This window comes from Acinetobacter sp. YH12068_T (genome assembly GCF_024606005.1).
GTDB lineage: Bacteria > Pseudomonadota > Gammaproteobacteria > Pseudomonadales > Moraxellaceae > Acinetobacter > Acinetobacter amyesii.
The window spans coordinates 1,111,077-1,123,523 of record NZ_CP094555.1; the positions used below are offsets into that span (position 1 = coordinate 1,111,077).

General features: G+C 43.2%; 10 protein-coding genes and 1 pseudogene. 10 read left to right on the plus strand and 1 reads right to left on the minus strand.

The genetic code is table 11. The features are described 5' to 3' along the window. The first annotated feature begins 1 nt into the window (after position 1). The 3 genes and pseudogenes from uca to MST18_RS05485 form a co-directional block, all read left to right on the plus strand. Entirely contained in the window at positions 2-3,601 is a 3,600-nt protein-coding gene (uca, locus tag MST18_RS05475; protein WP_180132870.1) for an urea carboxylase, read from the plus strand. 2 nt (positions 3,602-3,603) lie between these two features. Further along, a complete protein-coding gene (locus tag MST18_RS05480; RefSeq protein WP_180076839.1) occupies positions 3,604-4,290 on the plus strand; it encodes a GntR family transcriptional regulator in 687 nt (228 codons plus the stop codon). A 159-nt stretch (positions 4,291-4,449) separates the two neighbouring features. Further along, a pseudogene (locus MST18_RS05485) lies at positions 4,450-4,860 on the plus strand (guanosine-3',5'-bis(diphosphate) 3'-pyrophosphohydrolase); the annotation flags it as partial. Positions 4,861-5,376: 516 nt separating this feature from the next. On the opposite strand, the gene MST18_RS05490 reads toward MST18_RS05485, so the two are convergent. Further along, positions 5,377-6,195, minus strand: coding sequence for an IclR family transcriptional regulator (locus MST18_RS05490; protein ID WP_180120835.1), 819 nt, complete (start codon positions 6,193-6,195; stop codon positions 5,377-5,379). A 261-nt stretch (positions 6,196-6,456) separates the two neighbouring features. Between MST18_RS05490 and MST18_RS05495 the strand changes: the two genes are divergently transcribed. Genes MST18_RS05495 through MST18_RS05525 form a run of 7 tightly spaced genes read left to right on the plus strand, consistent with a single transcriptional unit; the run spans position 6,457 to position 12,366 of the window. Then, positions 6,457-6,762, plus strand: a complete 306-nt coding sequence (locus MST18_RS05495) for a non-heme iron oxygenase ferredoxin subunit (RefSeq protein WP_078190446.1) — start codon at positions 6,457-6,459, stop codon at positions 6,760-6,762. 28 nt (positions 6,763-6,790) lie between these two features. Next, positions 6,791-7,090, plus strand: a complete 300-nt coding sequence (locus tag MST18_RS05500) for a recombinase-like helix-turn-helix domain-containing protein (RefSeq protein ID WP_180076841.1) — start codon at positions 6,791-6,793, stop codon at positions 7,088-7,090. Positions 7,091-7,105: 15 nt separating this feature from the next. Continuing rightward, entirely contained in the window at positions 7,106-8,170 is a 1,065-nt protein-coding gene (locus MST18_RS05505) for an aromatic ring-hydroxylating dioxygenase subunit alpha (protein WP_180120837.1), read from the plus strand. Further along, complete coding sequence (locus MST18_RS05510; RefSeq protein ID WP_180076843.1) at positions 8,163-8,927, plus strand: SDR family oxidoreductase; 765 nt, start codon at positions 8,163-8,165, stop codon at positions 8,925-8,927. Before MST18_RS05505 ends, MST18_RS05510 begins: the two co-directional genes overlap by 8 nt. A gap of 10 nt (positions 8,928-8,937) precedes the next feature. Further along, complete coding sequence (locus MST18_RS05515; RefSeq protein ID WP_180076844.1) at positions 8,938-9,867, plus strand: VOC family protein; 930 nt, start codon at positions 8,938-8,940, stop codon at positions 9,865-9,867. A gap of 25 nt (positions 9,868-9,892) precedes the next feature. Further along, the gene (locus MST18_RS05520; protein WP_180101932.1) at positions 9,893-11,101 is read left to right on the plus strand and encodes an NAD(P)/FAD-dependent oxidoreductase; all 1,209 of its coding nucleotides are present in this window, start codon (positions 9,893-9,895) and stop codon (positions 11,099-11,101) included. Positions 11,102-11,142: 41 nt separating this feature from the next. Further along, entirely contained in the window at positions 11,143-12,366 is a 1,224-nt protein-coding gene (locus MST18_RS05525; RefSeq protein ID WP_180101931.1) for an MFS transporter, read from the plus strand. The last annotated feature ends 81 nt before the right edge of the window (positions 12,367-12,447 follow it).

Here is a 12,447-nt window from a genome sequence, read left to right on the forward strand (position 1 = left end):
CATGTTTAAAACAGTTTTAATTGCAAACCGTGGTGAAATTGCTGTTCGTGCGATTCGTACATTAAAGAAACTCGGTGTTCAGTCGGTTGCCGTATATTCAGAGACAGACCGTTATGCACAACATGTCTTAGATGCAGATGTGGCGGTTTCACTTGAGGGCATCAAACCTGCAGAGACTTATTTAAGTATTGAAAAATTGATTCAAGCAGCCAAACAAACTGGCGCTGAAGCAATATTTCCAGGTTATGGTTTTTTGTCTGAGAGTGCTGATTTTGCCCGTGCATGTGAGGAAAATGGTATCGCCTTTATGGGGCCAACGGCTGAACAAATTTTAGAGTTTGGTTTGAAGCATCGTGCACGTGAATTGGCTGCGGCAGCCAATGTGCCCATGACACCGGGCACAGGTTTATTGGCAAGTTTAGATGAAGCACTCGCATCTGCGGCAGAGATTGGCTATCCCGTCATGCTGAAAAGTACCGCAGGCGGTGGCGGGATTGGTTTAACCCGCTGTGATGATGAGCAATCATTAAAAGATGCGTATGAAAGTGTAAAGCGTCTAGGCGAGCAGTTCTTTAAAGATGCAGGCGTGTTTCTCGAACGTTTTGTCGATAAAGCCCGTCATGTAGAAGTACAAATTTTTGGTGATGGTTTAGGTCAAGTCGTTGCCTTTGGTGAGCGTGATTGTTCATTGCAGCGCCGTAACCAAAAAGTGGTGGAGGAAACACCGGCACCACATTTACCTGAAGCGACCCGTCAAAAATTGCACCGTGCTGCTGTAGAGCTCGGTCAATTGGTGAAATACCGCAGTGCAGGTACAGTTGAGTTTATCTATGATGCTGCCCGTGATGAAGTGTATTTCCTTGAAGTGAATACCCGTTTGCAGGTTGAACATCCAGTCACTGAAATGGTGACTGGCTTAGATTTGATTGAATACATGCTCAAAGTGGCGGCAGGTGATGCTTTAGATTGGGAAAAACTCAGCAATATTCAGCCCAATGGCGCTGCCATTGAAGTGCGAATCTATGCGGAAGATCCAGTGAAAAACTTCCAGCCAAGTCCGGGTGTACTCACGGATGTATATTTCCCTGAAGACGTTCGTGTAGATACCTGGGTATCTACAGGCACTGAAATTTCACAATATTTTGACCCGATGATTGCCAAAATTATTGTGCATGCGGCAGACCGAGACAGTGCGATTGCTAAGCTAAAAACAGCCTTGGCTGAAACCCGCCTGAATGGCATCAGTACCAACTTAGACTATGCACATACCGTAGTATCAGATGCACGCTTTGAAAATATGCAAATCTGGACACGTCTACTGGATGATTTTAAATACGTGCCAAATGTAATTGAAGTGCTGCAACCGGGCACGCAAAGTTCGATTCAAGACTATCCGGGGCGTGTAGGCTATTGGGATATCGGCGTACCGCCATCAGGCCCGATGGATGATTATGCATTTCAGTTGGCCAATCAAATTGTCGGTAATCCAAAATCGGCAGCAGGTTTTGAGTTTACCTTACAAGGACCAAGCCTGAAATTTCATGCCGATAGCATTGTAGCCATTGCAGGTGCGCCATGTAGCGCGACTCTAGATGGTGTGAATGTCGATTTTTGGCAACCGATCAGCATCAAAGCAGGGCAAACATTAGTACTTGGACAAGTTGAGTCGGGTTGCCGTACTTATCTTGCAATCCGCAACGGACTAAATGTGCCTGAATATCTAGGCAGCCGCTCAACCTTTGCATTGGGTAATTTTGGTGGTCATGCAGGGCGAGTCCTGCGTGCAGGTGACATGATTAAAATGGTCAATCCAAGCTTGCCTTTAGATGGATTGGAAATTGCAACAGCAGCACCGCAAGCTTTAGCTGCAGAGCGTATTCCAAGCTATGGCAAAGAATGGAAAATTGGTGTGCTCTATGGCCCGCATGGTGCACCAGATTTCTTTAAACCTAAATATATTGAAGAATTTTTTGCTTCAACATGGAATGTACACTTTAACTCAAACCGTTTAGGCATTCGCTTAACAGGCCCGACACCAAGCTGGGCACGTGAAAATGGTGGTGAAGCAGGTTTGCATCCATCCAATGTGCATGACTGTGAATATGCTATTGGGGCGATTAACTTCACTGGTGATTTTCCCGTGATTTTGGCTAAAGATGGCCCAAGCCTCGGTGGCTTTGTTTGCCCAGTGACAATTGCCAAAGCTGAACTTTGGAAAATTGGTCAACTTAAGGCAGATGACAGCATTAGTTTCTATCCGATGAGTGTTGAACAAGCCAATGCATTGGAAGTTCAGCAAATTGCCGATATCCAAAACTTTGCTCAAGCACCTGAAAAGTCAGCGTTGGTCAATTTTGAATGCAAGCCTGAAGGGATATTGGCTGTGCGTGAAGCGGATGCACATGCGCCAAAAGCGGTCTATCGTCAGGCAGGTGACAGTTATATCTTGCTGGAATATGGCGAAAACGTTCTCGACTTAGCATTACGCTTACGTGTTTATCGACTGATGCAGCTCATTCGTAAAGCGAACATTGATGGCATTTTAGAGCTTTCTCCGGGTGTGCGTTCACTGCAAATTAAATATGATGGATTGCGTTTCAGCCAAGCGAATTTGATTCAATTCTTATTGGGGCTGGAAAATAAGATGGGGGATTTGAGCCAAATCAAAATTCCATCCCGTATTATTCACTTGCCGATGGCATTTGAGGACTCGGCCACTTTAGGTGCTGTGGAACGTTATCAAGAAAGTGTCTGTGCCAAAGCGCCTTGGTTGCCAAATAACGTCGATTTCATTCAGCGCATTAATGGCTTAGACAGTCGTGAGCAAGTCAAAGACATTCTTTTTGATGCCAATTACCTAATTTTAGGTTTGGGCGATGTGTATTTAACTGCACCTTGTGCAGTGCCAATTGATCCGCGTCATCGTTTACTCAGCTCGAAATACAACCCTGCACGTACTTTTACCGCGGAAGGCACAGTGGGTATTGGCGGTATGTACATGTGTATCTATGGCATGGACTCACCAGGCGGTTATCAATTGATTGGCCGTACACTGCCTATTTGGAATAAGTTTAAAAAGAACAAACAGTTTGGCGATCAGCAATGGTTCTTACGCTTCTTTGATCAAATTAAATATTATGAAGTAACCGAAGCTGAACTGGATCAATTCCGTGCTGACTTTGCCAATGGTGTGGCGGAAATCAAAATTGAAGAAACTGAATTTGATTTTGCAGCCTATCAAGCCTTTTTGGAAACAGAGAAGGACAGTATTGCCGAATTTAAAGCACAGCAGCAGCAGGCATTTACAACTGAAGTTGAACGCTGGAAAGATGAGTTTGATGCACCTGCGGAAATGGAAATCCTGCAAGATGATACCGACTATAGCCAGTATGCAGCTTTAAATGCATCGATGACCGGCAACATTTGGAAAATTTTTGTCGAAGCTGGACAGTCTGTGAAGAAAGGTGAGACTGTAGCCATTATTGAAGCGATGAAAATGGAGCTTCCAGTCTATGCCGATGATGATGGTATCGTGAAAGCGATTATTTGCCGTGCAGGACAAACGGTACATAGCGGTGAACCGCTAGTTTATATGGAATAAACATGAGCTCAGCTATTGTTGGGAAAAGCTCAGACAACTTGTCTGAGCTGGTTTTCCAAAAAATAAAAAACGATATCTTTGATTTTCAGCTCAAACCTGGTGCACGTTTTACCGAATCTGAAATTGCAGAATTGTATGAAGTCAGCCGTACACCCGTACGGCAGGCTTTATACCGTTTACAGCAAGATGGTTATGTAAGGGTGCATTTTCGCAGCGGTTGGGAAGTGAAGCCACTCAATTTTAAAGCCTACGAAGAACTGTACGATTTACGGATTTTGCTGGAATGCTATGCCATTGAGCAGCTTTGTAAAATGGAATCAGAGCAGCTCAAACAGGCTTTACAGGACTTAGTAAATGTGTGGTGTATTCCGCCTGAGCAGTTTTTGCATGATTTAAAAACTTTATCGATGCAAGATGAAGCATTTCACTGCCAATTGCTTGAAGCAATCGGTAATAGTGAAATGGCAAAGGTGCATCGAGACGTCAGTGAAAAAATCCGTATTATTCGCCGTTTAGATTTTTCTAAAGATTATCGAATTGAAGCCACTTATGCAGAGCATCAACAGATTTTACAATTGATCCTTGGGCATAATGTGACAGCGGCATTAGAGAAAATGCGCAGCCATATTCAGCAAAGTAAAGAAGAGGTGAAAAAAATTACTTTGGAAATGTTGGCGCGAATGGCATAGAACTATTTGCAAAAGATCTAGCTCACGATAATTCACGGTAGATATGTATTTTACGAGTCAATCTGTGTCGTTAGGGGCGTACTTAGAGCTATAAATAGATGTATTCATTGGTTAATATGATGGAGAAAAATAAAAAAGACCACGAAGGGGAGATTCTTTATTTCAACTTTAGAAAACGCGATTTCATTGGCGACTGAACGCCATTTCGGACAAGTCGATAAAGCGGGTCAAGCTTATATTCAGCATCCACTTCGTGTGATGCAAAATGTGCAACATCCCGATGCTAAAATCGTCGCTGTATTACATGACATTTTAGAAGATACTGCGACAACGACGGATGAGCTTCGTGCTATGGGTTTTCAAGCCCATATTATCGACGCGATACTAGCACTGACTAAAACAGCCGGTGAGAACCGATTTCAAGCTGCGCAGCGTACTGCTAAAAATGCAATTGCGTGTGAAGTAAAACTCAGTGATTTACACGACAATATGGATTTGTCTCGTTTAACTTTGGTCACAGCAAAAGATCGACGTCGTTATCAACAATATGTAAAAGTTAAAAGTAGATTAGAGCGTGCTCGGAGCGTCCATTTACATTTGATCGATTTAAATCTAACAACAGATTATCCGAGATTTCAATTTCAAAGTTCAAAGCAAAATTTTCAATATCTGCTTAATGCGATGTTTGATCTAGAGCATTCATTAGGTGGCGTTCAGATTGGAAGTCCACAGGAGTGGTGGATTTTATTTGAAGATGTCAGTGCATATTTTGCATATTGCCAAAGAAAGGGTGCCGTTCCCAAGCAGGCAACATTCTTAGATTTAATTTTAACCACAGATCGGGACTATTTCGGGGGCATCTTTCAAGCTGAACAAGATCGGCAATTATTTGCTTCTATGTTTGGCGTCTTTATGCAAAATCATTTTTATCGCGTGGAAACTGAAGGCTGATTAGATAGATTGCATCAGCAATAGAATAAAATCACCTTTGATTGATGAATCTTATCTAGATAATTAGATGCTGAGTGTCATTTAAGAATATCTCGAAATGCTTGATTTCGAGATGTTTAAAGTGATTCCATCTATTTAGACGTAAATGAATTTTGAAATTTTATCGGCACATTCTATGACGGTATTGGCAACTTCTCCACGGAATTGAGCTTCTGTATAGGTGCTCAAAGGGCAACTGACCGACAAAATAGCGCTCATTTTCCCACTTGCCTGACTATATATAGGCGCAGCACAAGCGGCCATATCTGTATTGAAATGTCCCCAGCTCACCATAAATGGCTGATTGCGTACTTCACGTAGTCGTTCTAATAAAGCCTCAATATTACGCGGTGTACGTTCCGAAAATATTTTCCAATCTTGAATATTTTCATAACGCTTGATGACTTCAGCTTCCGAAAGTTGCGACAAAATCAATTGACCAATCACCGTTGCATGTGCAGGCCAGCGTGTGCCGATATGCACGGTACTGGTAAATGGACCATTGGACTGAACATTGCTGACGAAAACAATATCTGTGCCTTCTAAGACCGATAAATGCACCGCAATTTTAATTCGGTCACGCAGTTCGCGCATGATCGGCGCAGCCAAATCGGTCAGTGATGATTTAGATAAGCTGTTAAAGCCCAGTTCCATCACATTGCTGTTGAGCGCATAGGTTTTTTGCGACATTTTTCGCAGGTAGCCGCAGTGCTCTAAGGTGTGAATTAAACGAAAAGCGCTGGAACGGTTTACATCTATTTTTTCCGCGATTTCAGAAATGGTCATTTCCTGATGATGTTGATCGAATAATTTTAAAATGGCCAAGCCACGAATTAAGCCTGGGACTAAATAGCGCTCCTCATTGGAAGATTCAGTTTCTTTCTCTAAAGAGGCATCGTTATTAATTGAATTCATTTGCCAAGCTCATCTTTGATTAAGTTTATATAAAAATAAATAACCTATTGGGGCTATTTTAGCGGCCTAAAAATGAGATCGCAATGTTTATATATAAAACATTTATTTGTAAATAAAACATTGCAAAATGTGTTTTTTAACTATCTTTATGAAATATATAAATTTATAAAAATTGACAATTAAATTGCTCACGCATTATTCTATTCATAATGTTTCAAATATTAAATATTGTTTTGCATATAAAACATGGAAGATGAGCATATGAACTGGATATCTGTTTGCAAAGTGAATGAAGTCGCTGATGAAGAGCCAAAAGCGGTTGAAGTCGAAGACAAAAAGATCGGTGTCTTTCTTATCGAAGAAAATTATTTCGCGGTTGAAAACGTCTGCCCGCATGCATTTGCGTTACTGACAGAAGGCTTCATTGAAGGACTGACAGTTGAATGCCCGCTGCATGAAGCGATTTTCAACTTGGAAACAGGGGCTTTGGAAAGTGGCCCTGGTTGCAGAGATTTATGTACTTACCCAGTACGCGTTGAAAACGGTGAAGTTCAAATTCAACTCTAAGGCTGAAGGAAGAAAAGGAAATATTCACATGAAAGCATTTAACGAAAAGCTAGCTAAATGGATTAACGCAACGCCTTCGAATGACGCAGGCATTAACAATATTCAAATTCCGGGTCAGGTTGAACATTTGGTTTGGCAAAACCGCAGCCGCGCGCCGAGCCAATATGAATTGGATTTTGTGCAGCATTTAATTCAAGCCTTCAATAACGATGTGACAGAACTGGATGCATTAACCGATGCACTGAATCAGCAAGGGTTTAGAACAGTAGCAGGAGAGGTTTGGACCACTGAGAGCTTCTCGAAAGAAATGCAGCGTCTAGGCTATTAAGAAAAGGATTTCATCATGACTGCAGAAATTAATTTAGAACAATATTTGGATCTTGGTCTGCGTGATCAATGGTATCCAGTCTTGGCAAGCTGGGAAGTAGGTTCAAATCCTGTTGGGATTACCCGTTTAGGCGAAAATATTGTGGTATGGCGCGATGAGCTAGGCGCTGTACATGCACTGGAAGACCGCTGTCCGCACCGTGGTGCACGTTTATCGCTAGGTTGGAATCTGGGTAACCGCGTCGCTTGCTGGTATCACGGTGTAGAAGTGCGTCATGACGGCGTGGTGGAAGATGTGCCAGCAGTCCATGATTGCCCGCTCAAAGGCAGCGACTGCGTAAAATCATATCAAGTCAAAGAAATGAATGATGCAATCTTTATTTGGTTTGGTCTTGATGCTGCAGAAGCGCCTGCGGAACTTAATTTGCCCGATCAGCTATCAAGTGATGAGTGGAGCTCATTCTTATGTATGGCGGATTGGAAAGTGAATCATCAATATGCCATTGATAACGTGATGGACCCGATGCACGGCACATACCTTCATTGCACATCGCACTCGATGGCGGAAGGTGAACGTACAGCAGAAATGAAGCACCGCGCAACCCAAGATGGTTTTGTCTTTGAAAAAGAAGGCCAAACTGGTGTGAACTTTGACTGGGTTGAATATGGTCAAACGGGTGCAGCATGGTTGCGTTTATCAATTCCTTACCGTAAGTCTTTTGGTCCGGGTGGTGAGTTTTGGATTGTCGGTTTTGCAACTCCAATTGATGCCGACAACACGCGCGTATTTTTCTGGCGCTGCCGTAAAGTCTCTGGCTGGCAGCGTAATGTATGGCGCTTCTTGTACCGTAACCATCTTGAGCAATTGCACTGGGATGTACTGGAACAAGACCGCATTATCTTAGAAAACATGGCGCCCAATGCACGTCAACACGAATTCCTTTATCAGCACGATGTAGGCTTATCTCGCTTACGCCGCCTGATGAAAAAAGAGGCGGAAAAGCAAATCAAAAAAATCTTAGCGCTGCGTGAAGTGAAAGATGAAAATCGCATTGAAATGAAGGAAGCGTCAAATGGCTAATGTGCAGATTTTAGCCGGCAAGCGCATCTTGGTTACCGGAGCTGCGCGCGGCCTAGGACTTGATTTCGCCCAAGCGGCTGCTGAAGCAGGCGCTGCGGTGGTGATGGCTGATATCTTGGCAGATCAAGTGCATGATGAAGCGCAAAGCTTGGCGAAAAATGGCTTAAAAGTCTCATCTGTCATGATTGATTTGAGCGATAAAAATTCGATTCAAAATGCCGTACAAATTGCCGTAGGTGTTTTAGGTGGATTGGATGGCTTGATCAACTGTGCTGCTTTGGCGACAGGGGTGGGCGGTGTAGATATGATGAGCTATGACGAAGCGCTTTGGGACCGTGTGATGACTGTCAATGTTAAAGGCACTTGGTTGGTTTCTCAAGCTTGCGTACCACATTTAAAAGCGTCAGGACAGGGCAAAATTATCAATATTGCTTCCGATACAGCGCTGTGGGGCGCACCAAAGCTGATGGCTTATGTTGCAAGTAAAGGCGCCATTATTTCGATGACCCGTTCAATGGCAAGTGAGTTAGGCGCAGATAATATCTGTGTGAATACCATCAGCCCAGGTTTAACACTGGTCGAAGCCACAGAATATGTCCCGCAATCACGCCATGATTTGTATGTGAATGGAAGAGCAATACAGCGTCAACAACTTCCGCAGGATGTGAACGGCACAGCGATTTATCTGCTTTCAGATTTATCATCTTTTGTGACCGGACAGAATATTCCTGTGAATGGCGGTTTCGTATTTAATTAAGGAGCAAGACATGATTACAGGAATTGAAGTCCTTAAATTTGGTGTCGAAAACCGCCAAGAGGCAAAGACATTTTTAGCTGATTTTGGCTTAAAGTCGGTGGCAACAGATATTGATGGTACAGATTTATATCAAACGCAAAATGGCAGCAAACTGTATCTTTTTGATACCTCTGATGCACGTTTACCGCCAGCCATTGAAGCCGGTTCAACACTACGTGAAGTAACATGGGGTGTTGAAAATGATCAAGATTTTGACAGTTTAAAAGCAAATTTAGCCAATGAGCCGGGTTTTGCAAGTTCAGCATCGCATGTGCAGTGCCGCGATCCTAACGGCATGACCATTGTGTTTGAAAAAAGCATAACGCATGCATTGCCAGAAGCAAAAACAGAAGGCATTAACCAATTTGGCAATATACAGCGTGTGAATGCAGCTAGTCCTGTGTATGAAAAAGCAGAACCGGTAGCCATTGGTCATGTGGTGTTTTTCACACCAGATTTGGAAACGACACAAGCATTTTATATTGAGAAAGTTGGCTTCCATTTATCCGATGCTTACCGTAAGCGCGGTGCATTCTTACGCTGCCGCGGCGAAGGTTTCCATCATGATTTGTTCTTATTGTCCGTGCCGAATAAACCAGCGGGCTTGAACCATGTCGCATTTGTGGTCCGTGATATTCATGAAGTCATTGGCGGCGGTTTAAGTATGAATCGTCAAGACTGGTCAACCTTTATTGGTCCGGGTCGTCACCCAATATCATCGGCTTACTTTTGGTATGTGAACTCACCATTGGGCGGTGCTTTTGAGTACTACACCAATGATGATTACCTAACTGAAGCATGGCAGCCGCGTGTAGAAGAGCACAGCTTGGAATTATTTACCGAATGGGCAATTGAAGGTGGTTTGGACCATGAAACCCGCCGTCAAGTAAAGCCTGCCTAAGGTAAATGGTGATAAGGAGATCAGCATGAACAGAATAGTGATTGTCGGTGCAGGCCAAGCTGCAGGATGGGCAGTACATACTTTACGTGGTCAAGGCTTTGACGGTGAAATTCACGTAGTTTCAAATGAAGAGCAGGTGTTCTATGAACGTCCACCATTGTCAAAGCAAGTGCTGTCACAAGAAGCAGAAGTAGAAAGCTTGAATCTGTTTTCTCAGGAGCAGGTGAATGATTTTTCAGTGACTTGGCACAAGCCAGATCATGCGGTCAAACTAGATAAAGCGGATAAAACCGTGCATTTGGAAAGCGGCAAAGTTTTGCCTTATGACAAATTGCTGATTGCGACAGGAAGCCGAGCGCGTATTCCTGTTTCAGCTTGGTCGAGCATGCAGAATGTATACACCATGCGTGATATTCAAGACTGCCAAAAGCTGACAGAAAAATTTAAAGCTGCAGAACATATTGCCGTGATTGGCGGTGGCTGGATTGGTCTAGAAATTGCTGCGACTGCGCGTAAGCAGGGCAAGCAGGTCGAAATTTTTGAATACGGTTCACGCCTTTGCGCACGCAGTGTCAGCCCAGAAGTCTCTGATTTTCTCAAGCACTTGCATGAAAGCAATGGTACAGCGATTCATTTAAATGCGACCAAATTGCATTTGATTGAAACTGCAGATCATCATGTTGAAGTATTTGATGCAGACATTAAATTAAAACAGTTTGATTGTGTGGTGGTCGGCGCAGGTGCAGAAATTGCAAAAGAATTAGCTACTTTAGCTGAACTCGAAGTTAAAGATGGCATTGTGGTAAATGAATATGGACAAACCTCAGATGTAGATATCTATGCTGCAGGTGATGTGGCTATTCATCCATCACTCGGTTACTGCATTCAGTCTTGGGCGAATGCGCAAAATCAGGCTATTTCTGCAGCAAAATCAATGTTGGGTGAGATGACAGCCTATCAGGATATACCTTGGTTATGGTCAGATCAGTATCAATGCAACATTCAGATTTTAGGGACTTATCAGCCTGAAAAAACTCATCAGGTGGTGATTCGTAAAACTACAGAAACGCAAATCAGTTTTTTCTATTTAGATGCAAATCAACAGCTGCTGAATATGATCGCAGTGAATGATTCAAAATTAATCAAACTGGCAAAACGATGGATGGCCAGCCAGCGCGAATTGGATCCAGCTCAATTGCAAGATCCAGACTTTAATTTAATGAAATTGAAATAAGCGTTTAAAAAATATTAGCCCATGAATGAAAGGATTTACCCATGGATAATGATGCAAAAACAGGATTAAAGCATTGGACCCCAGCGATCATTTTAATGATCTGCGTGGTACTGGCTTTCTTTGACAAAATTAGTATTGCTGTCTTGTTTTCAGATGCAACGTTTCAAGATGCGATGGGCATTGCACAGGACAAGGCAAAACTAGGCTGGCTGATGACAAGCTTTTTGCTAGCTTACGGTTTTTCGTCAATGTTTCTGAGCTTTTTAGGCGATATTTTTTGTCCTAAAAAAATGCTGTTTTGGAGTGTGACGTCTTGGGGCCTATTGATGTTTTTGATGGGTTTCACCACAGATTATTCTACGATGATGACGCTGCGCGTTCTGCTCGGTTTAGCTGAAGGCCCATTGTTTGCTTTGGCTTATACCATTGTGAAACAAACCTATACCGACCGTCAGCAAGCGCGTGCTTCGACAATGTTCCTCCTCGGAACTCCAATTGGCGCATTCCTAGGCTTTCCGATTACTGCATTTGTTTTGGCGCACTATGACTGGCACACCACGTTCTTTGTCATGGGGGCATTGACCTTCATTGTATTGATACTGATTGTGTATGGCCTAGGTAACTTACAGTTGAAACGCACAGTGGATTTGGAAGGTGTTGGTAAACGCGTAAATTTCCGTACCCATGTGGCGCATACCAAAACTTTGCTAAGCAACGGTTCATTCTGGTTACTGTGCATCTTTAACATTGCATTGATGACTTACCTCTGGGGTTTAAACAGCTGGGTGCCTTCTTACTTAATTCAAGACAAAGGCTTTAACTTAAAAGAATTCGGTGCCTACTCAAGTCTTCCATTCATTGCGATGTTAGTGGGTGAAGTCGCTGGTGCATTCCTTTCGGACAAAATGGGCAAACGTGCGATTCAAGTGAGCGGTGGCTTACTGATTGCAGGGATATTCATGTATGCCATGGTGATTGCAACTGATCCTGTGATGGTGATTCTAGCGATGTCTCTAAGTGCTATGGCATGGGGCTTCGGTGTAGCAGCAGTATTTGCATTGTTAGCACGTATTACTACAGCAGACGTAGGCGCAACAGCAGGCGGTATTTTCAATGGTCTTGGTAACTTTGCCAGTGCAGCGGCACCGGTATTAATTGGTGCGATCGTAATGCAAACCGGTAGTTTCAATATTGGCATTACCTTCTTGGCAGCAGTCGCCGTGATCGGTTCCTTCTTCCTCGCGCCATTGCTGAAACGTTATTAAGGCTTGAGCCAAAGTTAAAGCCAAGAAATCAGCCCTTACTTTTATTTAACCGATATACATGACCGTCATGACGCTTAAAGC

What these genes read in the sequence shown, in the direction of transcription:
- uca (WP_180132870.1), top strand. Translation starts at nt 2, where the DNA reads ATGTTTAAAACAGTTTTAATTGCAAACCGTGGTGAAATTGCTGTTCGT.
- MST18_RS05480 (WP_180076839.1), top strand. Translation starts at nt 3,604, where the DNA reads ATGAGCTCAGCTATTGTTGGGAAAAGCTCAGACAACTTGTCTGAGCTG.
- MST18_RS05490 (WP_180120835.1), bottom strand. Translation starts at nt 6,195, where the DNA reads ATGAATTCAATTAATAACGATGCCTCTTTAGAGAAAGAAACTGAATCT.
- MST18_RS05495 (WP_078190446.1), top strand. Translation starts at nt 6,457, where the DNA reads ATGAACTGGATATCTGTTTGCAAAGTGAATGAAGTCGCTGATGAAGAG.
- MST18_RS05500 (WP_180076841.1), top strand. Translation starts at nt 6,791, where the DNA reads ATGAAAGCATTTAACGAAAAGCTAGCTAAATGGATTAACGCAACGCCT.
- MST18_RS05505 (WP_180120837.1), top strand. Translation starts at nt 7,106, where the DNA reads ATGACTGCAGAAATTAATTTAGAACAATATTTGGATCTTGGTCTGCGT.
- MST18_RS05510 (WP_180076843.1), top strand. Translation starts at nt 8,163, where the DNA reads ATGGCTAATGTGCAGATTTTAGCCGGCAAGCGCATCTTGGTTACCGGA.
- MST18_RS05515 (WP_180076844.1), top strand. Translation starts at nt 8,938, where the DNA reads ATGATTACAGGAATTGAAGTCCTTAAATTTGGTGTCGAAAACCGCCAA.
- MST18_RS05520 (WP_180101932.1), top strand. Translation starts at nt 9,893, where the DNA reads ATGAACAGAATAGTGATTGTCGGTGCAGGCCAAGCTGCAGGATGGGCA.
- MST18_RS05525 (WP_180101931.1), top strand. Translation starts at nt 11,143, where the DNA reads ATGGATAATGATGCAAAAACAGGATTAAAGCATTGGACCCCAGCGATC.